The following is a 22,456-nucleotide window of genomic DNA, read 5'->3' as shown; positions in this document are numbered from 1 at the left end:
CAGTGTTCTATAAACGAACGGTGTTCGTGTCAAGTTATAGTGGTCGGGTGAACCCGAGAGAGCGGCGCGCGGCGCGCCACCAGCCGCCGAACCCCGAGGCCGAAGCCGCCCCCAGGCCTCGGCGCCGCAAGGCCACGATCACCGTGGAGCAGGTCATCGACACCGCACTGGGCGTCATCGCCACAGAGGGCTACGAGGCGCTGACCATGCGCCGCCTGGCCGGCGCGCTCGACACCGGACCCGCCTCGCTCTACGCCCACGTGGTCAACAAGGCCGACCTCGACGAGCTGCTCATCGGGCGGCTGTGCGCCGAACTCGTACTACCCGAGCCCGACCCCGCGGCCTGGCGGGAACAGATCCGCGGCGTGTGCGCCCAGATACGCGACCAGTACCTGAAATTCCCCGGAATCTCCCGCGCCGCGCTCGCCATGGCCCCCACCGACCTGGAGACCGTGCGCGTCACCGAAGGAATGCTGGCGATCCTGCTCGCCGGCGGCGTCGCCCCGCGGGCCGCCGCCTGGGCCATCGACGCCCTCTTGCTGTACGTGGCCGCCTATTGCCTTGAGGTATCCATCGCGCGCCAACGATCAGCACACGATGACACCGTTTGGGTCCTCGACCGCGACGAACTGCAACGCCGGTTCACCGCCCTGCCTGCCGAGTCCTTCCCCCACACCACCCGCCACGCCGCCGAGCTCACCGCCGGCGAGGGCCACGACCGGTTCGGCTTCACCCTCGCCCTGATGATCGACGGCCTCGCACACCCCTAGGGCCTGTCGTCGTCCTCCCACCTCATGGGCAGGTGAGCGGCAGCTCGGTCAGATCCACTGCCGAGTCCCGTTTCCGAGAGTCGTCATGACGGTCGGGAAACCAGTGCCGCAGCCCTGTGGGTTGAGCGCCCCTGCTTCAGACCACCGCCGAGTCCCCGGCCTGTACTGGCGGCACGGCCTGAAGATGCGGGGCGGCCTCGGCGGCGGTGTAGGAGGAGGCAAAAGTGAACGCGCGCGGGGACGGCCCGTGCGCCCGCAGTTCCGCCAGCCGATCCAGGGCCTCACCGACGGTCGGGAGGTGACCGGCGGGGACCCACCAGAGCACCAGGTGCGCCTCGACGTGCCGTTTGAACCATTCGCGGCGCCGACGCATCACCTCCAGGTGCCCACTGCGGTAGGCGTAGTCCCACAGAGCCTCCTGGGTCTGCCACACCGACAGGTTGACGATGACGTCCTCGCCCATCGGGCGCAGGCCGGTGGCGTCGGCCGTCCCCTCCTCCACGAGCCGCCACACGAAGCCGGGCGCGCCGTCGGCGGCTGCATTGACCGGATCGAGCATCTCGACGAAGGGCGCCACGCGCGGGTCGTCGAAGGGGAGGCTGAGCGTGGCGACGTTGAGCTGGGCAAGGTGGGCGGCATGCACGGATGCGGTCATGGCCTCATCCCAGCACGACCCGCATTTCTATGTCAATCATCATTGTTTTTAGAAGTTTCGACCACCACGCAGCACTCCCCCGGCCGGGCGTCCATGCGAGCGCGGACGGAACCGTCCGCACCGAGCAGTCCCTCCAGCAGCGCGAGGTTCATGCCGCAGACGAGCGGCGGGAAGCGTTCGGCGACGGCATGAAAGGGGCAGTTGCGCATACGGACGACGCGTTCGGCTGCCCCGGTCGCCCCCTCGGCGCCTTCGGCGCCTTCCAGGTGCGGTTCGTAGCCGCGTGCGGCCAGCATCTCCATGGCCTCTTCGAGGCCGCCGCAGGGCTCCGCCGAGCCGCGCAGGGCCTCACCCCGGCGGCGCGCGGCCGCGCAGAGCCCGGCGTCCAGCCCGGCCTGCTCGGCGGCCTCGGCGAGCAGCTCAGCGGCGGTGCGGTAGTCGCGGGCGGGCAGCGACACCGACCGCTCGGCCCGCGCCCGCGTGTACACCTTGGCGGGACGGCCCGCCCCCGGCCCCGAGCGGCCCGTCAGGCGGCGGCTACCGCTCTCCAGCAGCCCGGCCTCGGTCAGCCTGTCCAGATGGTGCGCAGCGAGCGTGCGCGCCACTCCGGCCGCCTCGGCGGCCTCGTTGCGGCCGACCTCACGGCCCTGCGCGGCCACGTACTCGTACAGGCGGCGCCGCACCGGATCCTGCAACACCGCGATCACATCGATGTCCTCCACATGCCCATTCTAGGAACAACACAGGTTGGAGATAGAAAGGCGGGACCCGCCCCGGCTGGTGCGCCCCGAAGCCCCCCCAGCCTGTCGGCCGCGCCGGGCCCGGCAACTGGCTCCCCAATGGAGAAGTCGAGCCCCGGGTTCCCACTTGGCGTTCCATGGACCTGTGATCTCCGGGAGATCGTGAACGCGATCTTCCACCAGAACCGGACGGGCTGTCAGTGGCGCTACCTGCCCGTGACCTGCCGGCCTGGTCGGCGGTGTTCTACTACTTCACACTGTGGCGTCAGGACGGGCTCGACCGGCGGATCCAGGAACTCCTGCGCTGCCAGGTGCGGGAGAGGGCCCGCCGATCAGGTCGCCGCTGGACAGGTGCTCGACTGCGGCGAGGAAGTCGCGGAAGGCCCGGTCGGTGCGGGTGGTGTCGGCGGTGGCGTCGAGGTCCATGAGGAGACCACGGATGACGGCGAGGACGAGCGTCGCAAGGTCCGGCCGGCCGATGCTGCGCAGGCCGTCTTCGAGCGGCCCGAGCCAGTCGGTCGTGGCGGTGCGCCGAAAGTCGGGCCACAGCTGCTGCACTGCGCTCTCGCGCAGCTGACCGAACATCTGCAGGTACGGCCGCCCGTCCAAGCTGGTGATCGAGGTCCAGGCGCGATCCAGGGTGGCGGTGTAGAGCTCGTCGGGTCGCACCCGCAGGAGGTCGCCGAATGTGTCGAGCTGGCGTTGGCGCGCGTGCCGGAGGACGGCCCGCAGCAGGGCGTCGCGGGTGCCGAAGTGATAGATCAGCATTCGGGCCGAGGTGCCGGTGGCGGTGGCCAGCGGCTCGAGCCGGTCGGGGAGGCCGTGCGCGAGGGCGTAGTCGGCGCAGGCGTCGAGCAGCCTGTTCTTGATGTCTGGCTGCGGTCGTCTGCCCATGTCGACAGCTTTTCGCGTAACGGCGGCTACGTCTACCGTTGATCGAAAGGCAGTCAAGGCAGACGTGGAGGTAGCGATGAGGGTCGTGTTCGTGCATGGGGCGTGTGTGCGGGACGGGTCGTGGTGGTGGCACCGCACCGCCGAGCTGCTGCAGGAGCGAGGGATGCTGAGCGTGGCCCCGGCGCTGCCGAGCTGCGGCGAGGCGGGCCCTCCCGGAGGCGCCGGCGGTCCGGGGCTTTCCGAGGACGTCGCGGCGGTGCGGCAGGCGCTGCTGGACAGCGACGAGCCGACCGTGGTGGTCGCCCACAGCTACGGCGGCATCGTCACCGCGGAAGCCGCCGCGGGCGTCGGGTCGGTACGCCACCTGGTGATGGTCTCCAGCTACCTCCCGGAGGTCGGGCAGAGCCTGTCGGAGTTCGGGGACGGCAGCCCCGCCCCGTTCCTCGACGTCGACCCCGACGCCGGCACCTTCGGGGTTCGCCCCGAGCTGCTCGTGGACACATTCCTGCAGGACTGCGACCCCGAGGTCCAGGCGCAGGCGGCGGACCACCTCGCCCGGCAGAGCGTGCAGGTGACCGGGCAGCCGGTCGGGGCGGCCGCATGGCAGCAGGTGCCCTCGACGTACCTCATCTGTGCCCAGGACCGGGGCACCCCGCCGCGCCTGCAGCGCGAGTTCGCCCGCCGGGCCGGCAGCGTCGTCGAACTCGACGCCGGCCACCACCCGTTCCTGTCCCAGCCCACCGCAGTCCGGGACCTGCTGCTGAGCCTGTGACGGCAGCCGCGGACGAGCCGGGCCGGCGATTCGTTGGTCATCCCAGGCTGGCTCAAGCATTCGCTGACAGCGCCGTGTTCAGCCGTTCGGAGCGGAAGGCGGTCGGCGTCTGCCCGGCGTAGGCATGGAAGGCTCGGCTGAAGGCGCTCGCGCTGTCGAATCCCACGGCCGTGGCGACACCGAGGACGGTGCTGTCGCGCCGGATCAGCAGCGTCATGGCGTGCAGCAGGCGGCTGTGCAGGAGGTACTGGCGCCACGTCATGCCGGTCGCGGCACGGAACCGGCGGCGAAGGGTGCGCTCGGAGACGGCGACGGCGCGGCAGACCTCGGCGAGTGAGGTCGCGGCCAGGTGGTCGTCGGTGTACCGCATGACCGCCGTGATCAGCGGGTCGGGGCTGGCCGGCAGGTAGAAGGGCCGCTCGTGGTCCAGCCGTTCGAGGACCAGGTTGGCCAGAGCGTCGAAGAAGGAGTCGGCAACGGCGTCGCTGGCCGGCCGGCCTATCGGCCAGCGCGAGGCGTAATGATCATCTCTCGGAAGACCGGTTCGACCGGCAGGACCCGGACCCGGCCCGCAGTGTCGCGCACCAACGCCGGATCGAAGAACACCGACACCGTCCTTGCCCTGTCGAAGGAGCTGACGTGCGCGAGCCCGGCCGGTATCCACGCCGCCTGCCGGGACGGCAGGCGGTAGCGCGCCACGGCGGTCTCCACCTCGACGACCCCCTCGAAGGCGTACTCGAGCTGGTGCAGGTCGTGACGGTGCCACGAGGTGACCGTGGTGGTGCCCTCGTACGCGTAGGACCCGGCGGCCACTCCCGCCCTGCCGCGCAGTGACACCAGCCGGGCAGTGGCCGCAGGGGGCAGGGAGTCGGCCGTTCGTGCAAAGCCGGTCATGACCGGGGACTGTACTAATGAGGACATGACTTCCACCCGCCTTCACGCCGAATTACCCGCCACCGGTCCGAGCGATGCGGAGGCCGCGTGATGAACCGGTCCCACCTGACGTACCTGGCCAGCCCCGCGTGGGCCGAGACGCTGCGCACCGAACTGCTGCCCTGGCTCAAGGAGTCGGGCGACCTCGGCGACGACGTGCTGGAGATCGGACCCGGCCCAGGACTCACCACAGACGTGCTCCTGCGACTGACCGTCAAGGTCACCGCGATCGAGGTCGACCCCCACCTGGCCGCACAGTTGCACGCCAGGCTCCCCGGCACCCGCGCGCAGGTCATCCACGGCGACGCCTCCACCGTCGACCTGGCCGCGAACCGGTTCTCAGCGGCGACCTGCTTCTCGATGCTGCACCACATGGAATCGCCGCAGGCTCAGGACCGGCTGTTCGCAACGGTGCACCGCCTCCTGCGTCCCGGGGCGCCACTCCTGGGAACCGATTCCATCGACACTGAGCTGATCCGCAATGCCCACATCGACGACACCTACGTTCCTGTCGACCCGGCGGCCCTCGACGAGCGCCTCCGATCGACGGGCTTCACCGACGTGACGGTGACCACCACGAACGAGCACCAGTTCCGCTTCAGCGCAAGGAAACCGCTCGACTAGCACGGCTGATGTGTGCATGCTCGGCCGGACAGGCGGTAGCTGTCCGCAGGAAAGTGGTCCGATCGAGGTCCCTCACTTCGACATGATGAAGTCCAGGGCACTGCCGGAGGCCGTCGTCCAGTAGGTGACAAGTTGACCGTCGTCTGCGTACAACGTGTCGACGGGCATGGGGACGTCGATTGGCTCCCCCGCCTTGCTGCCGAGCTTGCTGCCGTGGAGGGTGAGGGTGATGCTTTTCGCCTCGTACTCATCCCTGGCGCCGCCGGCGACGAGCAGAGCGGCGTACGCCTCCTCACCCGGAGCGATGGTTATGGGCTTCCCCGGGTCCGGGCTGCTGTCCTTGATCACGGGGGCCGGGCCCTGGGCATCACCGATCTTTACGTAGGGATAGTGGTAGACGTTGCACTTCTTGTCGCCGGCGTTCTGGACGGTGATGAGGAGGTGCCTGGCGTCCTTGCTGTCCGCGGGCTCCTTCGTGGCGGGTCTACAGCAGACCTGGAATTCCGCGTTTCTGGAACCGGATGTCCAGGGACAGCCCGTCCGTGAAATTGACCTGCAGACCATCACAGCGAATTCCCCAATCGGTCAACTGGGACTCGGTTATGGCGGCGGCGACGATCGGATCCAGCTCCTCCTCCGTCGGCGTGATGGCGCGCCGGGTCCGCAACCGCCACAGCACCCCGTTGACCACCTGCCGGTGATCACGCCACGGGCGGCCGCGCCCGTCCATCTGCGGAAGCAGCGGCTCCATCCGCTCCCACGCAGCATCCGTCAGCTCGCCTCTGCCTGCCGCATGATCAATTATCGGGGCGGCCATCAGCGACAACGGGCACGACGGCCGGCACGAAGTGGCTCAACCGGTAGGTGGTCGATTGAGTCAACCGCCCGCAGAGCGTGTCCAGTCGGGCCGCCGTCCAGTCGATCTGCCCCTTCTCGGCTCGCAGGCGCTGAATCCGGGCGCGCCATTCCGACTCGTCCTGAGTCTCGAAGAGCACTTCCCAGCGCCCCGCCTCAGGGGCGAAGCGGGCATCACCCCGCCGGCTACCCTCCTGCTGCTGTCGCTTCCGCTTCCTCTGTCCTGGCACTGGCCCAGCATCGCGGCACCCCCTCAGACCAGCAAGACCATTACCTGCATGCCGACCTCAGCCAGCCGATGATCATTGGTCAGACACGCCCTGGCCCGGCCGCGTCCTCCAGTGCCTGGCCGAGGTTCGGTACGACACCATGCTGCCCTGCCGCCGCCGGCAGCGGATCCGGGGCCCCGAGGCCGGGGCGGGGCTGTGGACGGCTGACCGAGCTCCGGCGGCAAATTGGAATGCTCCGTGGGCAGGGCCGCGTTATGGTCATCCGCATGAACGTCACCGGCCCAAGCACCATCGCGACCGCGCGAGCGACCAGCTCGCCGGTTGCCGCCGCCTGACTTTCCCCTCCCCCGGCGACCGGAAACGGCCGTCGGTAGTGCCGTGGCGCCCTTGGCCCCGGCCGGACGACTGAACGGTCCCGTTCTCCGGTGCCTCCCCCGCTGTGACGCGAAGGAGTCATCCCATGAATACAGAACAGCTGGTCAGTACGTTCATCGAGTACTTCGAGGAGCGCGCCCATCGCCGGATCGTCGGCTCGACGCTGCTGCCACCACCCGGCGACCCCGTGCTCTTCACCACCTCCGGCATGCACCCGCTCACTCCGTACCTGGAGGGCCGCGCCCATCCGCTGGGCACGCGGCTGGTCAACGTGCAGCGTTGCCTGCGCACCACGGACCTGGGGGAGGTCGGCGACGCCACTCACCTGACGGTCTTCGAGATGCTCGGCACCTGGTCGCTGGGCGACTACGAAGGCCCACTCAGTCTCGACTGGGGATACGGGCTGCTCACCGAGGGACTGGGTATCGATCCCGGCCTGCTGCATGCCACCGTCTATGCCGGTGACAGCGAGACCGGGCCGGACACCGCTTCCCTTCAGCTGTGGCAGGACCGCGGTGTCCCCGTTGAACTCACCGTGGAGGACAACTGGTGGTCCAACGGACCTGTCGGACCGTGCGGTCCCGACTCGGAGATCTTCCTGTGGAGCGGTGACTGCCCACCCCGGTCGACACCCACCCGCGACGACCGCTGGGTGGAGGTGTGGAACCACGTGATGATGACCCACCGCCGGCTCGACGACGGTTCCCTCGTGCCTCTTCCCCAGCGCAACGTCGACACCGGACTCGGCCTGGAGCGGCTGGCCTCACTGCTCCAGGGCAAATCGTCCGTCTTCGAATGCGACGTCTTCGACCCCTGGCGCCGCCTCGTGCCGACCCGGTGGCCCCTGGAGGAGCCCTCGCTGCGTCTGGTCTGCGACCACCTGCGCTCGGCCGTCGTGGTGCTCGGCGACGGCGTGCGCCCGGCCAACACCGGACGGGGCTACGTGCTGCGCCGCCTGGTACGACGGGTGCTCACCGTGCTCTGGCGGGACGATCCCTCGCATGGCGTCGAAGACCTGCCGGAAGAACTGGTCCAGCACACCCTGGACCACTTCCGGCAGGACATGCGCCCAGGCGACGTGCTCCGGATGTTGCTCGAGGAGGAGCGCCGGTTCCGTCGGCTCCTGGAACGCGGCCGACAGGTACTCGCCCGGCCCCGGTTCCAAGGCCGGCTTACCGAGGAGGACTTCCACTACCTCCACGACACCCATGGTCTGCCACGTGAGCTGGTCACGAGCCTGCGGCAGGAGTGAGGCCTGCGGGGCGACGCGCTTCGCGAGCTGAGCATTTCATCCGGCGAATGGTGCCAGGGCGATGCTTCTGCACGGGTGCATCTGGCGCGGGCGGCCGGGGCCACTCATGTGACGGTCGCCTGCCTGGGTGCGCCGGGGCATCCCCGGGCGCGCGGGCTGTACTACAGCGTCGGGTTCCGGGAGCTCTCGCGGGACGCGCCGCTCATCAAGACCACGACCGCGGGCTGAGGCGCGGTTTCACCGTGGCGGGCGCGGGCCGTGGCGGCCCAGCGGGTTTCCGCTCGCCGGGGCTGACGACCCGGGTCGTTCGGCCCGGATCGTCTTTCGCGTGCGGGTGCGGCGGCCCCGGCAGCTGTCAGAAGTCGTAGCTGTCGATGTTGGTCTTGTCGAAGATGGTCGGGTCACCGAGCAGCACGACGCCGTTGTCGTCGATCTCGACGAGTCCCATCTGACCCGCTGCGAAGGTTTCGCCGGCCATGCCGTTGATGTGGCCCGAGGCCAGCGAGACGGCGGCGTACGCGGCCAGGGACCCGAGCTGGGCCGGGTCCCACAACTCGAAGGCGGTGACGGTGCCGTTCTTGATGTAGGGACGCATTTCATTGGGGGTGCCCAGACCGGTCAGCTGGACCTTGCCCTTGTAAGTGGAGCCGGACAGGTACTGGGCGGCGGCCTTGATGCCGACCGAGGTCGGGGCGATGATCCCCTTCAGGTCCGGGTACTGCTGGAGCAGGCCCTGGGTCTGCTGAAAGGAGGTCTGCGCGTCGTCGTTGCCGTAGGCGACCTTGACGAGCTTGACGTTCTCGTACGCGTGGTTCTTCAGCTCTTCCTTCATGTACCGGATCCAGGTGTTCTGGTTCGTGGCGCTCCGGCCGGCCGAGAGGATCGCGATCTCGCCCTTGTAGTCGATCTGCTTGGCGAGCAACTGCACCTCGCTGCGGCCCAGAGCCTGGGCGGTGGCCGGGGATATGAACACCTGGCGGCAGCTGGGGTTGGTGTCGGAGTCGTAGGTGACGACCTTGATGCCGTTCTTCATCGCCTGCCTCAGCGCGGTGCACAGCGCCCCCGCGTCCTGGGCGGACACGACGATCGCCGAGACCTTCTGCTGGGTCAGGGTGTTGACGTAGGAGACCTGGCTGGAGGTATCGGAGCCGCTGCTGGGGCCGACCTCCTTGTACGTCGAGCCGAGTTCGGTCACCGCCTTCTTGCCGCCGTTGTCGGCGATGGTGAAGTACGGGTTGTTGACCTGCTTGGGCAGGAAGGCGATGGTCAGGCCCTTCTTGATGGGCGCGCCGGGGTTGCCGGAAGCCGTCGCGGGTGCACCTGCGAAGGGGGACGCGGAGGACGAGTCCTTGGTGATGAGGCCACAGGCGGACACGCCCAGGGAGAGGGCGACGGTGGCGGCGATCGCGGTGAAGGCGGCGCGACGGGTGGTGGTCATGGTGCTGGTTCCTCTCGCTGCCTGAGCGGCAGACGGACAGGCCAAGGGCCTTGCAAGGGGGAAGGGCGTGGAGGAAGAGGTTCAAGGTCGAGCACTCGGTCGGTGCCAGGATCGGCGGGGCCTTCCTGCGCCGTTCTCACCTGCAACGGCCGGAGCCTCGCCGGGGTAAGGACATGCCTGGGTCCTCCAGGGCCTGAAAGGTTTCAACCGGATTTCCCGGAGGTTAGGGCGCGCTGGCGTAAGCCGTCAACGGATTCGTTTCGATATTGCCGAGCTGTGATCAAGACTTTGGGGCAGAGGGTCCCACCTGGACTCGCACTGGTGATCGATTGTCAAACAACAGTGCGAGCCTGCGCATCCTGGCCAGCCGGGGCCCGTGCGCAACTGGACACCCTATCCGGCCAGAAGAACGTCTTGTCCCAATCGCCGGTGACACTGGAATCCGGCGCCTCCGTAGAAGAATGTGTCACCGTTCTCCGCCAGCAGCACGCATTCCTCAGTCTCGAAAACAGTGCCGATCAAGAGGACGGGCCGACCGAGGCGGGTGGCGCGAAGGCCGACGTCCTGGGTGTGGCGTGCGTGGACTCCCTGTTCCTGTCGCCGGCCCATCCAGGTCACGGTGATCTCACGGTAGCTCTCCAGGAATTCCCGGAGTTGAGAGGTGACTTCGTAGCCTCGACGTACTGGCGACAGGGCGCCCTCGATGCCCACCGGATGTCCTGCATTTGCTGGATCGACCGACGCCCGGGGATGGCGTTCATCCGGTAAAGACCTCTCCTTCGAAAGAAGACACCCAGGTCTGGCAGATGTCGCACATCCCGAATTCTTGCCTTGCGTGTTGACGGTGACGGGTCACCAGATCGTTGTCTTGGTATTTACGCCGTCCTTGATCGCGTCGGTGAACATTCTCGGCTCACCGCACACCCCGGGGGCCGTCCGTCCTCACGCTGCGATTCACTGGGCACTGCGTCGACCACGGACTTGTGGTGGCCGGTTTCCGGACCGCTCTCACCGTAATAGACCTGTCCCGTGGTCCGGTCCCGGCCCACGGTGTAGTCGCCCCGGGGCGACTTCGTCCTCGCCGCGGGTTGTGGACGAATTTGTGATCATGCGAGGCCGAGGAGGAGCGCGAGAGGGCGTCGGCGATGGTGACCTTGCCGGTCTTGCGGTCGGAGCGGCGGCGCTTGATCCGGACCGCCTGGCGGGCGCCGGGGAAGAGCAGGTTACTGACGATGGCGACCTTGATCCGCCGGCGGCCCAGGAGGTAACCGGCATGCTCGCGCTGGGTGTGGAGCGCGTCGCTGGTGACCACGGTTCCGGCCAGGTCGGCGACAGCGTCCAACAGCGCCTGGAAACAGGTGGTCTCGCCGGTCTTCTCGCCCACGTCGAGCTGGGCCAGGACCAAGCCGGACGGGTGTTCCAGGGCGGCGAGCAGGTGGACCTTGCGGCCGCAAGCCTTGGCCGCGCCACGCAGGCTCTTCCCGTCCACTGACAGCCCGCGCATTCCGGAGCTCTCGGGGCGGCGGGGGGCGAGCCGGCCGCCCACGGCCCGGTCCGGCGCGTCGCCGTCGATGCGGGCCAGCAGGCCCGGCACCTCCCCTGGCACAACCTGGGGCCGCTCGCGGAGCTGGTCAAGGGCAGGTGGGATCAGCGAGGAGCCGTCAAACCGGCAGAGCCAAAACCCTGGTCGACCGTCGGTTCTGCGGAGGACTAAGAGGTTGCGCGGATGGGCGCGGGGCGCCCTTGTCAGCGAAGCCGGCACAGATCTTGGTGATCCTGGAGTTGCAACGCTCTGTGATCAACGGCGAGACCTGTGCCTGTCCCGCCTTCGTGGCTGACCGAACCGCTCTGGGACCAATTTGCCGCGCTGTTGCCTGAGCGGCCGGCTTACGCCCTGCCCCATCCGCTGGGCTGCCATGGCCCACGCATCAGCGACCGGATCGTTACCAGACGACCGGGCCGGTCTTGTCGAAGAAGCCGCCGGTCGGGCCGTCGGCGCCGATCGAGGCCATGCGGACGATGATCTCCGCTCCCTCCTCGACGGTGTGGGTGCCCGTGTGGCCGTTGAGGTCGGTGGCGGTGTAGCCGGGGTCGACGGGCGTTCTGCCAGGCGTGGGTCCTTTCGACCTGCCACCTCTGACTTGCCTGCATCGGTGCTTTCCCACCCTTGTGCGCGATGCGGCCGTGCAGGCCGCGCTCGTCGAGCAGGGTCCAGGCGAGGAGCGGGGAGTCGTGACGGTTCGCTCCGGCCAGCACGCGGCCCAGCGGAATTCCGTAACCATCCGTCATGCCTGAGCGTTTGAGGCCCTGTTTGCCACGGTCGACTGGTGAACGTCCGGCGACCTCACCGCCACCCGGTGCCTTGGTGATGGATCCATCGATGGCGATCTGGTCGAGCACGAGGCCGACGATCCGATCGTAGGAGGCCAGCGCGACCTGCTTGAGCCGGGCGAAGACGCCGAGCGCGATCCATTCGCGGTCCGGGCCGGGGCTCCCAGGGTGCGCCCGGCCCAACCCCAGAACTCCCCGCCCGGCTCCCGACAAGGCACCCGAGTTGGGGCCGACGACGGCGTCCGCGACAGCGAATCCGCCGGTGACGAGACCGCCGCGGCATACGACCTGGTGCGTGCGTGCACCAGCCAGACGATGCCGATCCCCGTCGTGGCGATGCCCAGACGCCCGACAGCGGCGGGAAGGACACCGAAGCCGAAGGCACGACGCCTCCCTTCGCCACCGCATCCTCCTCCGGCGACCACCACGGAGTGCAACCATCGATTACGGGACAGAGCCGTGACTGGACACACCCGCACGGCATTGAAGTGCGGTGTCGTCATGACCCGAGGCAATCCGGTCTGGGTATCGGGAAGTTGGACGATCACAGAGGCATCGACCGGGGCAGAATGACCGTACGTCTCCGGGGGGTGTGGCCATGGCATCCAGCAGGTGGATCACGGGGTTCACCGAAGAGCAGGAAACGATCATCCGTGAGATGGGGAAGGACTGGGACGCGGTCGACTGGGCGACCGGGCCGGGTGATCGCGCTGCCGCCGAGGACGGGGTCCGGGCGGTTTATCGGGGCCTCGGGCTGCCGCCCCCACGGTTCATCGTCTGGCTCGGCTCCCCATGGGCCGGCCTGATCGGGCAGGCGGTGCTTCCCGGGATCATCGCCTCGGTGACGGGAGGAAGGCTTGCCCGGGTGCGCGCCCGGTTCCGTCGGCGGATACGTGGGCAGTTGCGCACCAGATCGAAGGAGTTCCTCCACCCAGAGATCTACGACCGGGTCGAGGCCCAGGTGACCCCTGCGGCGGACAAGCGAGTGGTGACGACGGTCGTGGAAGAGCAGTCCCCCGGGCAGACCTGGCGGATGGTGGCGCAGAGCGCGATGGTGTGGCCGGCCAGCGGCAGGAAACCCGAGCCGTGGTCTCAGCCTCGGGTGCAGGACGAACTGGCTGCGCAGGTGGCCACCCAGGCAGACATCTCCCCGGTACCCGAGATGCCACTGTTCCGGCTGCCTCAACGCTGGCGGTACGAATTTCCGCAAGGGTCCTCCGTGACGTCGTTCGCGTGGGCCGACGCCATGGAACTCATCGGCGTCACCGGTCTGGATCCCCTCCACGCCCAGCGGCAGGTGACCCGGCACGCGGGCCTGTGGTGGGCCTACCGCGACTACGCCGTCCTCACCCCCCGCCCCGACGTCCTGCGGCGGGACGCCCAAGGCCGTCTCCACTGCGCCGACGGACCGGCGGCTGTGTGGCCCGACGGCTGGGTGATCCATGCCTGGCACGGCAGGGAGGTTCCCGGCGCCCTGATTGACGGGTGCTGGGACGCTGCCCGGATCCTGCAGGAGGACAACAGCGAGATACGCCGCGCCGCGATCGAACGCATGGGCTGGGCCGAGTTCATCGCCGCCGCAGGCCTGCGTCAGGTCGGTTCCAGCGAGCCCGACCCCGGCAACCCGGGTTACCAACTCGCCCTCTACGACCTGCCCACCGGGTCGATGCTCCCCTCCGTCGTACGGGTCCTGCTGTGCACCAACGCCTCGCCCGAGCGCGACGGCACCCGCCGCCAGTACGGGCTCATCGTGCCCGTCGACGCCCCCGATCCCGTCACCGCGGCGGCCGGCATGCTCGGCCTCACCCGCGAGCAGTACCTCACCCTGGCACGCGCCACCTGAATCGGAGAGCCCCATGGCCCAGCAACAGCCCACCCTCGGATACGTCACCGCCCTCGCGGGAGTCGACGTCCTGGAACACCTCGACCGGCAGGCCGCCATCCCGGTCTCCTCGGGTCTGCAGCGTCAGGGCGACGTCGGACTGATCCCGGTCGGCCTCATCGGGTACAAGCCGCCGAAGGGCGGCAAGCAGGTCCCCGTCGCCGGAATACCCCTGGTGTCATCCGGCGACGGTGCCCACACCCACCTGCTCGTGGCCGACGGCCCGGTAACCTGGGCACCGATACCCAACGGCGGCGCCGACGTCGGCTGCTTCACCGTCCACGACAGCGCGACCGCCTATGTCCTGCATCCCGAACACGGAGCCATGGGCCACGCCCCGGGTGTCTACCTCGTACGCCGGCAGGTCGAGGACAAGGGCCGCATCGTCGCCGATTGACCCGGCGGAATCATCACAAGCGACCTCAGGCGGGGCCGTGAGGACAGTTACTGGCCTCACGGCCTCCTGCCGTCAGCCCGTGGCCACTTCGCCGGACAATCCAGTCCCTTTTCTTCCAGGCGAGCGCGGTGAACTGCTGCGTGCGCTCTCGGAGCAGCGGGAATTGCTGCTGATCACGGTCCGCGGCCTCACCGACGCTCAGGCCGAGTAGGCCGACGCTGCGAACGTCAGCGGGGAAAGCACGCTCGTGCTCAGCGTAAATCGCGAGCTGCAGCAGCTGACCGCTCGCGCCCCGAATCCCTGTGGACCGGTTGCACCGGCCCGGCGTATCTTCCTTCGGCACCCGCCCGTCGGCGGGGGCTTCCGTAACCCGTGGGGGGGTTCTCGCTCGTGTCGTACGGTCCTGCTGTTCCCATGCCCGGTGGCCCGGTGCTCCGTTCGCCCAACGGCCTGGCGACGGCTGTCACGGTGCTGCTCTCGGTCGTCATCGCGGTCGATGTCTTCGCGGTCCTCGCCGACCTCAACATGTACTCGCTGATGGGCCGGATCATGTCCGACGGCGCCGGCGCAGTGACCCAGGCGGACAGGGACCGGGGCGACGCGCTGTACGGGGTGTCAGCGCTCTTGCAGATCCTGACGCTGCTCGCCACGGCCGTGGTGTTCATCGTCTGGTTCCACCGGACGCGGGTGAACGCCGAGGTCTTCGCGCCCCACGCGTTCACCAAGGGCCGGGGATGGGCCATCGGTTCCTGGTTCGTGCCCATCGGCAACCTGTTCCTGCCGCGCCGGATCGCCCGCGAGATCTGGGACGCCAGCACCCAGGCCGCGCCGGACGGATCCTGGCGTCAGGCCTCGCAGGCACCACTGAACCTGTGGTGGTCACTGTGGATCGCGTCCACGGTGCTCGGGCGGATCGCCGGGAACGTCTACGACACTGCCGAAGAGGCGGACGCCATTCAGCAGGCCTCCGCCGTGATGAGCGCGTCGGACCTGCTGGATGTCGCCTCGGCGGTCTTCGCGATCCTCTTCGTACGGAAACTGTCCGGCATGCAGCACATCAAGGCCACCCAGGGACCGGTCGCCCTCACCTGAGGGTATGGGCGCCCGCTGTTCGTGCGCCGTACCAGGGAAGGTCCGTATCCTGATCCTGACGGAGCAGCAGAGCCAGGCGTTGGATCGAGCGTTTGATGTGTGTCGCGCCGGGACACACGCCTGGGATGGCCGAGCCAGGCATCTCGGCCGGCCCGTACTGTCGCGGAATGGAATCACCGGTACTGCGGGCGACCTGGTTGGCGTGAGGCCCTTCCCTGGGCAGAGCAGGTCAACGGCTCAACACGGCCCGCCGTGTGGTGGCCGGAGAGTCACGGCCCGGACAGGCCGAGCAACGTGTTGCGGTCCCGCGACCGCTCGTTCATCAGTCCACCGGACCCATCACCTTGGTCCGACAGCCGCCTGAGCCCCAAGCAAGCAGCCGGAACCGGATATCCACCAGCATCCGCCAGGTCACCAGAGTCTGCACCATCCCCGGTGGTCCCTTCAGCCCCACGGCGCCGGCCATCAAAGCGCCGAAGGCGGCTGTGGACCTGGAGTCGCGGACGCGGATCACGAAGCCGGCCGGACGGGGAGTGTCACGGGCTCGTGACACTCCCCGTGACAGACGGGACAGAACCACGACCGGCCCGTGACAACAATCCCCGAACTCCCCCACAGCGCGCCGCATCGAACCTTGTGTCCGGCACAGAGCCGGACGCAAGACCGGAACACAACCACTGTGGGGACCCCATGCCGAACCGTCACGCCAACCTCCGTCTCCGCAAGAGCGCCATGGCCCTGACGGGCGCCGCCGCCCTGACCGCTCTGCTCACCGCCTGCAACGGCAACATCAACGGCACCCTCAGCGACACCTCGCCGACGCCCGCCACCACCAGCGCCACCCCCGCACCCGGCGACTCCGCCACCACCGGAACCACCACGGGCGGCACCACGGGCGGCAGCTCCGGCACCAACGCGGCGGCCGGTGGCTCGGCACCCGCCTGCCAGGCCTCGCAGCTCGGCTACTCCTGGGCAGGCACCAAAGCGGCCCCCTCCGGCGGCAGCGACCAGATGCAGGCCACCGTGGCGCTCACCAACAACAGCGGGCACGCCTGCTCGATGTACGGCTTCCCCGGCGTCGACCTGGTCAACAGCGGCGAGCAGTGGTCGCTGCAACGCGCTGGCACCACACCGCACACCGTCACCGTGGCCGGCGGTGCATCCGCCCACTTCACCATCACCTACCTGGTCTGGCACAGCGGCGACTCCGCCGCGTTCAGGCCGACCACCGTGGTCATCACCGCACCGAACCAGCGCACCTCCTACGACCTGCCCTGGCGATTCGGTCCCGTTCTGAAGCAGGACGGCGCCACCCACCCGGGAACGTTCATCGACCCGGTCCGCAAGTGACGTGACGGGTACCCGCGCGCCGACCAGAACGGAAGAGGGCCGGGCCGCGCCGGAGCCCGCTTCGAACGGGGTCAACTCGTCGGGGCACCGACGAGGGACTGCAGGGCGCGGACCAAGCACGTGGCGTCTGCGCTGGAGAGCGGGGCGAGGAACCCACGTTCCATCTCCTGGCGGGCGAATTCGGCATCGCGAAGGCGCTCCCGTCCCACCGGCGTCAGCTGCACGATGTTCTTGCGTCGGTCCTGGGGACTGCGGCGCCGCTCGACGAACTCCTTGCTCTCCAAAGCGTCGACGAGGGCCACCATCGTCGTGCGGTCGATGCCCAGCTTGCCCGCCGCCTCCAGTTGAGACAGCTCGTCATGCGCGTCGAGGACGGCGAGAACCGCCAGCTCACGGCCGTCGATTCCGTGCGGCGCCAAGGCCCGTGCGGACTCCTCGGTCAACCGCAGGTACGCGTGCTTGAGCAGATAACCGAGGCGCGAGGAGAGGACCTCGGGCGGTGCGTCACGAGTCATGGCCACAGCGTATCCAGAGACTGATAGTCAGCTATGCTGACGATCCGCTACGGTGATGACGGCGTCGCCGTCAACGGTGGCGCGTCGACTCGAAGGGCGCGTGGCAACCATGTCCGACCGGCACCTCCCCTCCGTGACATTCGGAATCAAGACCACCCCGATGCGGGTCCCCTACCAGGACATCCTCCGCGTGTGGCAGGAGGCCGACGACCTGCCCGACATCGCGGACGCCTGGCTGTGGGACCACCTCATGCCGATCGCCGGCCCGAAGGACGGGCAGATCCTCGAAGGGTGGACACTGCTGAGCGCCCTGGCCGCCAGGACCCAGCGGCTGCGCCTGGGCCTGCTCGTGACGAGCAATCGCATCCGGCCGCCCGCTGTCCTCGGCAAGATCGCCACGACAGTCGACGTGATCTCCGGGGGCCGCCTGATCATGGGCCTCGGCGTGGGCGGCACCGTGCAGCCACCCAACGCGGGCGGCATCGCCGGCGAGAACCCGGCCGTCGCGGAGTACGCGGCCTACGGCCTCACGCTCGTCCCGCCTGCCGAAGGCATCGCCCGCTTGGAGGAAACCATCACCATCCTCCGCGGCATGTGGACGCGGGACGTCTTCGACTTCCACGGGCGCTACTACACCCTGACCGGCAATCACAACGAGCCGAAACCAGTCCAGCAGCCAGGTCCGCCCCTGCTGATCGGCGGCTGGGGAAACAGGACGCTCCGCCTGGTCGCCGAGCAGGCCGACATCTGGAACATCCCCGGACCGCCGCACAACACGCTGGACTACATCACCGAGCGCAGTGCCGTTCTGGACGACCACTGCGCCGCCATCGGCCGTGATCCGCGGACGATCACCCGCTCCGTGCAGTACATCGTCTCCTACGACGACCCGGCCACCGACCGCAAGGCCATCACGGAGCTCATCGCCGCAGGCGTGACGCACATCGTGCTGAGCCTGCGGAGCCCCTATCCCTCACAGGTCGTGCGATGGCTCACCGACGAGATCATCACGCCCGTGCGCAGCACAATCGGAGAATTCCGATGACACGCTACTCGGCACCGCCGACTGGCATCCACTGCGACCAGTCCGCGATGCGTTCAGCGGTGACCGGCGTGACCAATGTGCCCGCCGGATGAGCAGAGGCGACGGTCCTGAACCTGCCTCGCTGAATGAGCCGGCGCTGGCCCGGCAACGGTTCGTCCACCGCGACCTGAACCACCTCGCATGTCGGCTCCCCGGGTCCGCCGAGGAGGTAGTTCACGCCTGGCTCCAGTTCTTGTGAAGGGACAGAGACCGAGAATTCCTCCGAGCGCATGGTCCGAATTGGCTCCACGAGCGTCATTGTCGGTGTCTGCGGCTCGATGCTGATCACGTAGCCACCGCAGGCGGACTCGTCGTCGTCCTCATCGTCGTCATCGGGAACGTAATCAACGTGTTCGGCTCGGCGGTTGGGCCGCTTCAGGAACCTCATGGTTCATTCTCCCCACGCCGCAGACCGGTCCTAACCGGCTTCCGCTGCGTTGCAGGAGAGGTTGTACCCGGTGAAGTCGGCGACCGGGACGTATCCGATTCGCTGGTAGAGGGCGTTGCTTGTGGGGTTGGCCGGGTTCGTGAACAGGACGACGTCCGTCGCGCCTGCGGCCAGCGCGGCCCTGCTCACCTCGACCGTCACAGCGCCCGCATAGCCGCGACCTCGGAGATGGGCTGGGGTGTAGACGGGGTCAACCCGGACCTGGCCGGCGACCATCGGGTTCGCACCCGCCATGGAGACGGGCGTGCCGTCCGGGGTCTCCCAGAAGGTATAGCGCTTCTCGGCGAAGCGGGTGCCGGCCCAGGAAGCGGCGCCGATGGAGACGACTTCCCCGACGTCCGCGGCGAACTCACGGCACCAGCGCATGAGGTGCTCATGGTCCCGCTCGCCCAGGATGCGGCCCCGGCCCGCTGGGACCGGCTCGGGCGGGGTGAGCGTGCCGAGTCGGTAGAGGCGGCCCCACCAGTCGCGTACCGGCGCTGCGCCCGTGCGCCGCTGCCATGCGTCGGCGAAAGCGGTGGCGGTGTCGTGGTCCGCGGTGACGCCGGAGAAGGGGTGGCCGAGGGCGGCCAGGTGGGCGGCGAGGGTGTCGGCCTGCTCTGGGGAGAGGGTGGTGAGGGTCAGACGGCCACGCGGAGTGCGGTAGAAGATGGCGCGGACCTCGCCCCCTGACTCCAGTCGCCCGAAGACGGTGGCTTCGACGCCGTATGCGTCCGCACCACGTGTCCGCAGTTTCTCGAGCATTGTCAGCGGCGTGTTGTGCATGACGGGGCGCGAGCGCAGGAAGTCTCCGGCTCGGGCGAGAAAGTCGTCGACGTCTTCGGTGAGGTGCCAGTCATCCGGGCGCATGCTTCATGATCTCTGATGTGCGCGGCTCGGGGGAGCACTTGCCCGGAGATGAACCGTCGCTACGACTGGTCCAAAGCCTTTCAGCCACGTGAGGTATTGAGCCGGAACTGATGGGTTTCCTACTGGATCGTGTAGCGGACGTGGCGGGTTGCGAAGTAGCTGCAGACGATGTGGGGGTGCTTCTGGCGTCGGCGCAGGAAGCGGCGGGTTTCGTGTGCGAGATCGTCGGTCGAGGTGGCTCGGGCTGCGTGGACGTGGTGCTTCAGATCAGCGTTCAGCAAATTCGTCGGGATTCGGTTCGGGGCTGTAGCCGGGCATCAGGTGCAGTTCGACGTGCTCGGCGTTCTCGGCAAGCCAGGCCCGGACGCTTCTGCTGCGGTGGACCGGGTGCCGGTCTGCGATCACACGGCTTCACGAGCGGACTCGTCGATCAACTCCCCTTCGCCCGCCGGGGGGCAGGCACCGCCGTGAGCAGTGCCTGCCTCTCTCATGCCCCGGAACGACCATGCTTCGACGCTCGTCAAATCGACAGTGGGCAGGTCGGCGAGCATGGCGACTCGCATCTTCGACGGCGGCTCTCAACGCCGCGGACGCGGAGACTGGCTCTGACCCGGGCCCGTGTCTCCCGCGGGGACCGCCGTCGTCCCGCCCCCGGCGAGGGCGTGCGGCGGTCCCCGCGCCACTTCTCAGAGCTGGATGATCGGGCGCATCGCCAGTCCCTCGGTGCCGGCCCAGCCGTTCAACCGCGCCGCGTCGTCGACGGAGACGGTGTCGAGACCGTCGGGCAGGTCGAAGATGAGCGTGCCGCTCAGTTCGGTGCCCTCGCCGGCGACCAGGGTGGCGGTGAAACGGTCGGACTGGTCGTACTCCGCCTCGCCGCCCTCGTCGTTGCCGAAGACGTACAGGCCGGCGTACGCCTTGCCGCCTCCCTCGACGACGACGGGTTCGGTGTCCGGCTCTCCGAGCGTCTCGACGATCGGGGCGTCGTTGCCGGCCTTGAGCCGCACCTGCGGCGCGTCGTTGAGGACGCACGGCCTCCTGGTGTTGTTGGTGACGGTCAGCAGGAAGTGGCGGGGGGTCTCCCCGGGGCCGTCCTGAAGCTCGACCGCGGTGTTGAGCCCGGTGGCCTCGCAGTCGGCGTACGCGGTGCCGTTACCGCCGCCGGTCTCGCCGCTGTCCCCGGTCCCCGCGCCCGTCGGGCTGCTGCTGCCGGTCCCGGAGTCGCCCGAGGGCTCGGTGCTCTCCGCCGCCCCCCCGGCCAACGCGGAACCCGAGGGGGCGGCGGTCGGCGATGCGGCTGCCTTGTCGTCACCCCCGGAGGGCTGGCAGGCGGTGGCCGTCAACAGAGCCGCGACCAGGGTCGCGCCCAGGACGGCGCCGCGCAGGCCCCGACGCGATGAACCGGCCCCGACCGTCTTTGAGTTCATGCCGTTTCCTCTTCCCCCGTGACCGACTCGGAGCCGGTCGATATGTAAGCGACATGGCTATTCTTGCCACTCGGGGAGCCGGGTCACCGGCATCCCGCGTTTGTTACAGCCCTCGCACGAACCGGCAGCCGTGGCGTGACCAAGGCTCCTCGCCCGTGAGAGCCGCTGCTGAAGATGAGAGTTGATCCGCCCGCCGACCTGCCCACTATCAGTTTGATGAGCGTCGAAGCGCGGTCGTTCCGGGACATGGGAAGTGAGAGCGGGGCTGACCAGGGCTTTCTGTTGAGCCGGAACTGGTGGGTTTCCTACTGGATCGTGTAGCGGACGTGGCGGGTTGCGAAGTAGCTGCAGACGATGTGGGGTTGCTTCTGGCGTCGGCGCAGGAAGCGGCGGGCTTCGTGTGCGAGATCGTCGGTCGAGGTGGCTCGGGCTGCGTGGACGTGGTGCTTCAGATCAGCGTTCAGCAAATTCGTCGGGATTCAGTTCGGGGCTGTAGCCGGGCATCAGGTGCAGTTCGACGTGCTCGGCGTTCTCGGCAAGCCAGGCCCGGACGCTTCTGCTGCGGTGGACCGGGTGCCGGTCTGCGATCACGTGGACCTTGCGGCCGACTTGCCAGGCAAGGCGGTCGAGGAACGCGCAGAACACCTGCGAGGTGAACCTGCCGGAAAAGACGGTGAACCACAACGCCCCTCGGGAGGCGACGGCCGACATGACGTTGGCCCTGAAGCGGCGGCCGTTCACCCGCACCAGCGGGGTCTGCCCGGCCGGGACCCACGAGCGTCCCGGCGGGGCGGTGTCCGAGCACAGACCTCATTAATCAGCCCAGACCAGCTCGGCCTTCTCCCCGTTCGCCCGGGCCCGGATCGCCGGATACTCCTCCTCCAGCCACTGGCTGACCTCGTCGTCTTTCTGCCGGTAGGAGCGGCGGGCGGGCCGCTGCGGGGTGAAGCCGTGCCGGCGCAGCCACTTGCCCACACCCCGCTCGGTCATCGACGCCCCACACACCAACCGGATGAGGGTCCGCACCGAGGCGCGGGTCCACATCACCCCGCTCTGCCCGAGGTCGACCGGTGTGTAATCACGCATCGCCCGTAGGACGGCTCCACGAGCGGACTCGTCGATCAACTCCCCTTTGCGCGCCCGAGGGGTACGCACCGCCGCGAGCAGTGCCTGCCTCCCACGGGTGCGGCTGGCCCGCCACCACGTGCCCACCGACCGCTCGGAGACCCCGAACATCTCCGCCGCCTGGCCGTACGTCCGCACCCGCCCCGACTCCAGCGCGCTCACCACCCGCAACCGCAGATCCTCCTGCGCAGCGGGCGGGAGACGCCGCATGTCCCCACCCTCGATCACACCCGATCAACGAGCAGGCAACCCATCAGTTCCGGCTGAATAACTGCTTCCGATCACGCAGGAGTTGCCACTGCCGGGTGGCGCAGCAGGTCCGTGGTGACCTCCTGGGCGGCGACCTCGTCGTCGCTGGTCAGGTCGGCGACCGCCGCCACCTGTTCGTCCACCGCTTCGTGGGCGAGGAATTCGGTCG

Annotated in this window: 28 protein-coding genes and 5 pseudogenes; 12 read left to right on the top strand and 21 right to left on the bottom strand. The window is 68.7% G+C overall.

The genetic code is table 11. The annotated features are described in order from the left end of the window. The first annotated feature begins 47 nt into the window (after nucleotides 1–47). Nucleotides 48–770, top strand: a complete 723-nt coding sequence (locus OG607_RS44515) for a TetR/AcrR family transcriptional regulator (protein ID WP_405736247.1) — start codon at nucleotides 48–50, stop codon at nucleotides 768–770. Nucleotides 771–906: 136 nt separating this feature from the next. Here the strand turns inward: OG607_RS44515 and OG607_RS44510 are convergent, their stop codons facing one another. Continuing rightward, nucleotides 907–1,425, bottom strand: a complete 519-nt coding sequence (locus OG607_RS44510) for a DUF3291 domain-containing protein (protein WP_405736244.1) — start codon at nucleotides 1,423–1,425, stop codon at nucleotides 907–909. A gap of 32 nt (nucleotides 1,426–1,457) precedes the next feature. Then, complete coding sequence (locus OG607_RS44505; protein ID WP_405736241.1) at nucleotides 1,458–2,147, bottom strand: helix-turn-helix transcriptional regulator; 690 nt, start codon at nucleotides 2,145–2,147, stop codon at nucleotides 1,458–1,460. Nucleotides 2,148–2,312: 165 nt separating this feature from the next. On the opposite strand from OG607_RS44505, the pseudogene OG607_RS44500 reads away from it, so the two are divergent. Further along, a pseudogene (locus OG607_RS44500) lies at nucleotides 2,313–2,497 on the top strand (transposase); the annotation flags it as partial. Here the strand turns inward: OG607_RS44500 and OG607_RS44495 are convergent. After that, nucleotides 2,418–3,059, bottom strand: coding sequence for a TetR/AcrR family transcriptional regulator (locus OG607_RS44495; RefSeq protein WP_405736238.1), 642 nt, complete (start codon nucleotides 3,057–3,059; stop codon nucleotides 2,418–2,420). The pseudogene OG607_RS44500 and the gene OG607_RS44495 sit on opposite strands and share 80 nt — an antisense overlap. A gap of 76 nt (nucleotides 3,060–3,135) precedes the next feature. Here OG607_RS44495 and OG607_RS44490 point away from each other — a divergent pair, with 76 nt between their 5' ends. Then, nucleotides 3,136–3,831 carry an alpha/beta fold hydrolase gene (locus OG607_RS44490; RefSeq protein ID WP_405736235.1) on the top strand — a complete coding sequence of 232 codons (696 nt, stop codon included), beginning with the start codon at nucleotides 3,136–3,138 and terminating at the stop codon, nucleotides 3,829–3,831. Nucleotides 3,832–3,883: 52 nt separating this feature from the next. Here OG607_RS44490 and OG607_RS44485 read toward each other — a convergent pair whose 3' ends face one another. After that, on the bottom strand, nucleotides 3,884–4,201 hold the full coding sequence (locus OG607_RS44485; protein WP_405736232.1) for a helix-turn-helix transcriptional regulator: 318 nt from the start codon (nucleotides 4,199–4,201) through the stop codon (nucleotides 3,884–3,886). 128 nt (nucleotides 4,202–4,329) lie between these two features. Then, nucleotides 4,330–4,725, bottom strand: coding sequence for an AraC family ligand binding domain-containing protein (locus OG607_RS44480; RefSeq protein WP_405736229.1), 396 nt, complete (start codon nucleotides 4,723–4,725; stop codon nucleotides 4,330–4,332). Nucleotides 4,726–4,815: 90 nt separating this feature from the next. Between OG607_RS44480 and OG607_RS44475 the strand changes: the two genes are divergently transcribed. After that, nucleotides 4,816–5,388 (top strand): class I SAM-dependent methyltransferase, encoded by a 573-nt coding sequence (locus tag OG607_RS44475; protein WP_405736227.1) that lies wholly within the window; start codon nucleotides 4,816–4,818, stop codon nucleotides 5,386–5,388. 72 nt (nucleotides 5,389–5,460) lie between these two features. On the opposite strand, the gene OG607_RS44470 is transcribed toward OG607_RS44475, so the two are convergent. From OG607_RS44470 to OG607_RS44460, 3 genes and pseudogenes are all read right to left on the bottom strand, one after another. Next, nucleotides 5,461–5,952: a DUF4232 domain-containing protein gene (locus OG607_RS44470; RefSeq protein ID WP_405736225.1), complete on the bottom strand. Its 492-nt coding sequence runs from the start codon at nucleotides 5,950–5,952 to the stop codon at nucleotides 5,461–5,463. A gap of 94 nt (nucleotides 5,953–6,046) precedes the next feature. Then, nucleotides 6,047–6,205 (bottom strand): annotated as a pseudogene (locus OG607_RS44465) (transposase); the annotation flags it as partial. Further along, the gene (locus OG607_RS44460; RefSeq protein ID WP_405736223.1) at nucleotides 6,186–6,383 is read right to left on the bottom strand and encodes a hypothetical protein; all 198 of its coding nucleotides are present in this window, start codon (nucleotides 6,381–6,383) and stop codon (nucleotides 6,186–6,188) included. The gene OG607_RS44460 and the pseudogene OG607_RS44465, both read right to left, overlap by 20 nt. A gap of 550 nt (nucleotides 6,384–6,933) precedes the next feature. On the opposite strand from OG607_RS44460, the gene OG607_RS44455 reads away from it, so the two are divergent. Further along, on the top strand, nucleotides 6,934–8,100 hold the full coding sequence (locus OG607_RS44455) for an alanine--tRNA ligase-related protein (protein ID WP_405736221.1): 1,167 nt from the start codon (nucleotides 6,934–6,936) through the stop codon (nucleotides 8,098–8,100). A gap of 355 nt (nucleotides 8,101–8,455) precedes the next feature. Here OG607_RS44455 and rhaS read toward each other — a convergent pair whose 3' ends face one another. From rhaS to OG607_RS44440, 3 genes are all read right to left on the bottom strand, one after another. Further along, complete coding sequence (rhaS, locus tag OG607_RS44450; RefSeq protein ID WP_405736219.1) at nucleotides 8,456–9,538, bottom strand: rhamnose ABC transporter substrate-binding protein; 1,083 nt, start codon at nucleotides 9,536–9,538, stop codon at nucleotides 8,456–8,458. Nucleotides 9,539–9,931: 393 nt separating this feature from the next. Further along, nucleotides 9,932–10,249 carry a hypothetical protein gene (locus OG607_RS44445; protein ID WP_405736217.1) on the bottom strand — a complete coding sequence of 106 codons (318 nt, stop codon included), beginning with the start codon at nucleotides 10,247–10,249 and terminating at the stop codon, nucleotides 9,932–9,934. 202 nt (nucleotides 10,250–10,451) lie between these two features. Beyond that, entirely contained in the window at nucleotides 10,452–11,132 is a 681-nt protein-coding gene (locus OG607_RS44440) for a hypothetical protein (protein WP_405736215.1), read from the bottom strand. Between the two features lie 219 nt (nucleotides 11,133–11,351). Between OG607_RS44440 and OG607_RS44435 the strand changes: the two are divergent. After that, nucleotides 11,352–11,483: pseudogene (locus OG607_RS44435) on the top strand (IS5/IS1182 family transposase); the annotation flags it as partial. Here OG607_RS44435 and OG607_RS44430 read toward each other — a convergent pair. Further along, nucleotides 11,482–11,634: pseudogene (locus tag OG607_RS44430) on the bottom strand (short-chain dehydrogenase); the annotation flags it as partial. The pseudogenes OG607_RS44435 and OG607_RS44430 overlap by 2 nt on opposite strands. 4 nt (nucleotides 11,635–11,638) lie before the next feature. After that, nucleotides 11,639–12,013 (bottom strand): annotated as a pseudogene (locus tag OG607_RS44425) (IS5/IS1182 family transposase); the annotation flags it as partial. Between the two features lie 454 nt (nucleotides 12,014–12,467). Here OG607_RS44425 and OG607_RS44420 point away from each other — a divergent pair. From OG607_RS44420 to OG607_RS44400, 5 genes are all read left to right on the top strand, one after another. Continuing rightward, nucleotides 12,468–13,712, top strand: coding sequence for a DUF6745 domain-containing protein (locus OG607_RS44420; RefSeq protein WP_405736213.1), 1,245 nt, complete (start codon nucleotides 12,468–12,470; stop codon nucleotides 13,710–13,712). A 13-nt stretch (nucleotides 13,713–13,725) separates the two neighbouring features. Beyond that, nucleotides 13,726–14,148, top strand: a complete 423-nt coding sequence (locus OG607_RS44415) for a hypothetical protein (RefSeq protein ID WP_405736211.1) — start codon at nucleotides 13,726–13,728, stop codon at nucleotides 14,146–14,148. A 79-nt stretch (nucleotides 14,149–14,227) separates the two neighbouring features. After that, nucleotides 14,228–14,359 carry a hypothetical protein gene (locus OG607_RS44410; RefSeq protein ID WP_405736209.1) on the top strand — a complete coding sequence of 44 codons (132 nt, stop codon included), beginning with the start codon at nucleotides 14,228–14,230 and terminating at the stop codon, nucleotides 14,357–14,359. Nucleotides 14,360–14,577: 218 nt separating this feature from the next. Continuing rightward, complete coding sequence (locus tag OG607_RS44405; RefSeq protein ID WP_405736206.1) at nucleotides 14,578–15,240, top strand: DUF4328 domain-containing protein; 663 nt, start codon at nucleotides 14,578–14,580, stop codon at nucleotides 15,238–15,240. Nucleotides 15,241–15,930: 690 nt separating this feature from the next. Next, on the top strand, nucleotides 15,931–16,590 hold the full coding sequence (locus OG607_RS44400; protein WP_405736203.1) for a DUF4232 domain-containing protein: 660 nt from the start codon (nucleotides 15,931–15,933) through the stop codon (nucleotides 16,588–16,590). A gap of 71 nt (nucleotides 16,591–16,661) precedes the next feature. On the opposite strand, the gene OG607_RS44395 is transcribed toward OG607_RS44400, so the two are convergent. Then, nucleotides 16,662–17,105 carry a MarR family winged helix-turn-helix transcriptional regulator gene (locus OG607_RS44395; RefSeq protein WP_405736200.1) on the bottom strand — a complete coding sequence of 148 codons (444 nt, stop codon included), beginning with the start codon at nucleotides 17,103–17,105 and terminating at the stop codon, nucleotides 16,662–16,664. 109 nt (nucleotides 17,106–17,214) lie between these two features. Between OG607_RS44395 and OG607_RS44390 the strand changes: the two genes are divergently transcribed. Beyond that, the gene (locus OG607_RS44390; RefSeq protein WP_405736198.1) at nucleotides 17,215–18,150 is read left to right on the top strand and encodes an LLM class flavin-dependent oxidoreductase; all 936 of its coding nucleotides are present in this window, start codon (nucleotides 17,215–17,217) and stop codon (nucleotides 18,148–18,150) included. Between the two features lie 4 nt (nucleotides 18,151–18,154). Here the strand turns inward: OG607_RS44390 and OG607_RS44385 are convergent, their stop codons facing one another. From OG607_RS44385 to OG607_RS44355, 7 genes are all read right to left on the bottom strand, one after another. Next, nucleotides 18,155–18,577 (bottom strand): hypothetical protein, encoded by a 423-nt coding sequence (locus OG607_RS44385; protein ID WP_405736196.1) that lies wholly within the window; start codon nucleotides 18,575–18,577, stop codon nucleotides 18,155–18,157. A 30-nt stretch (nucleotides 18,578–18,607) separates the two neighbouring features. Beyond that, the gene (locus tag OG607_RS44380) at nucleotides 18,608–19,486 is read right to left on the bottom strand and encodes a GNAT family N-acetyltransferase (RefSeq protein ID WP_405736193.1); all 879 of its coding nucleotides are present in this window, start codon (nucleotides 19,484–19,486) and stop codon (nucleotides 18,608–18,610) included. Nucleotides 19,487–19,753: 267 nt separating this feature from the next. After that, a complete protein-coding gene (locus OG607_RS44375) occupies nucleotides 19,754–19,891 on the bottom strand; it encodes a transposase (protein ID WP_405736191.1) in 138 nt (45 codons plus the stop codon). A 281-nt stretch (nucleotides 19,892–20,172) separates the two neighbouring features. After that, a complete protein-coding gene (locus OG607_RS44370) occupies nucleotides 20,173–20,913 on the bottom strand; it encodes a DUF4232 domain-containing protein (protein ID WP_405736188.1) in 741 nt (246 codons plus the stop codon). 453 nt (nucleotides 20,914–21,366) lie between these two features. Further along, on the bottom strand, nucleotides 21,367–21,720 hold the full coding sequence (locus OG607_RS44365) for a transposase (RefSeq protein WP_405737468.1): 354 nt from the start codon (nucleotides 21,718–21,720) through the stop codon (nucleotides 21,367–21,369). 6 nt (nucleotides 21,721–21,726) lie between these two features. After that, nucleotides 21,727–22,248, bottom strand: coding sequence for a winged helix-turn-helix domain-containing protein (locus tag OG607_RS44360; protein ID WP_405736186.1), 522 nt, complete (start codon nucleotides 22,246–22,248; stop codon nucleotides 21,727–21,729). A 71-nt stretch (nucleotides 22,249–22,319) separates the two neighbouring features. Next, complete coding sequence (locus tag OG607_RS44355; protein WP_405736183.1) at nucleotides 22,320–22,430, bottom strand: DUF6192 family protein; 111 nt, start codon at nucleotides 22,428–22,430, stop codon at nucleotides 22,320–22,322. Nucleotides 22,431–22,456 lie beyond the last annotated feature (26 nt).

Origin of the sequence: Streptomyces sp. NBC_01537, assembly GCF_045040445.1 — a bacterium.
Taxonomy (GTDB): Bacteria; Actinomycetota; Actinomycetes; order Streptomycetales; family Streptomycetaceae; genus Actinacidiphila.
The sequence above is the reverse complement of the archived record's forward strand: the minus strand, read 5'-3'. Positions and strand labels throughout refer to the sequence as shown.

Bases quoted from the DNA above. Each gene is read 5' to 3' on its own strand.
- OG607_RS44510 (WP_405736244.1), bottom strand. From the start codon at position 1,425: ATGACCGCATCCGTGCATGCCGCCCACCTTGCCCAGCTCAACGTCGCC.
- OG607_RS44495 (WP_405736238.1), bottom strand. From the start codon at position 3,059: ATGGGCAGACGACCGCAGCCAGACATCAAGAACAGGCTGCTCGACGCC.
- OG607_RS44490 (WP_405736235.1), top strand. From the start codon at position 3,136: ATGAGGGTCGTGTTCGTGCATGGGGCGTGTGTGCGGGACGGGTCGTGG.
- OG607_RS44485 (WP_405736232.1), bottom strand. From the start codon at position 4,201: ATGCGGTACACCGACGACCACCTGGCCGCGACCTCACTCGCCGAGGTC.
- OG607_RS44480 (WP_405736229.1), bottom strand. From the start codon at position 4,725: ATGACCGGCTTTGCACGAACGGCCGACTCCCTGCCCCCTGCGGCCACT.
- OG607_RS44475 (WP_405736227.1), top strand. From the start codon at position 4,816: ATGAACCGGTCCCACCTGACGTACCTGGCCAGCCCCGCGTGGGCCGAG.
- OG607_RS44470 (WP_405736225.1), bottom strand. From the start codon at position 5,952: ATGGTCTGCAGGTCAATTTCACGGACGGGCTGTCCCTGGACATCCGGT.
- OG607_RS44455 (WP_405736221.1), top strand. From the start codon at position 6,934: ATGAATACAGAACAGCTGGTCAGTACGTTCATCGAGTACTTCGAGGAG.
- rhaS (WP_405736219.1), bottom strand. From the start codon at position 9,538: ATGACCACCACCCGTCGCGCCGCCTTCACCGCGATCGCCGCCACCGTC.
- OG607_RS44420 (WP_405736213.1), top strand. From the start codon at position 12,468: ATGGCATCCAGCAGGTGGATCACGGGGTTCACCGAAGAGCAGGAAACG.
- OG607_RS44415 (WP_405736211.1), top strand. From the start codon at position 13,726: ATGGCCCAGCAACAGCCCACCCTCGGATACGTCACCGCCCTCGCGGGA.
- OG607_RS44400 (WP_405736203.1), top strand. From the start codon at position 15,931: ATGCCGAACCGTCACGCCAACCTCCGTCTCCGCAAGAGCGCCATGGCC.
- OG607_RS44395 (WP_405736200.1), bottom strand. From the start codon at position 17,105: ATGACTCGTGACGCACCGCCCGAGGTCCTCTCCTCGCGCCTCGGTTAT.
- OG607_RS44390 (WP_405736198.1), top strand. From the start codon at position 17,215: ATGTCCGACCGGCACCTCCCCTCCGTGACATTCGGAATCAAGACCACC.
- OG607_RS44385 (WP_405736196.1), bottom strand. From the start codon at position 18,577: ATGAGGTTCCTGAAGCGGCCCAACCGCCGAGCCGAACACGTTGATTAC.
- OG607_RS44380 (WP_405736193.1), bottom strand. From the start codon at position 19,486: ATGCGCCCGGATGACTGGCACCTCACCGAAGACGTCGACGACTTTCTC.
- OG607_RS44370 (WP_405736188.1), bottom strand. From the start codon at position 20,913: ATGAACTCAAAGACGGTCGGGGCCGGTTCATCGCGTCGGGGCCTGCGC.
- OG607_RS44360 (WP_405736186.1), bottom strand. From the start codon at position 22,248: ATGCGGCGTCTCCCGCCCGCTGCGCAGGAGGATCTGCGGTTGCGGGTG.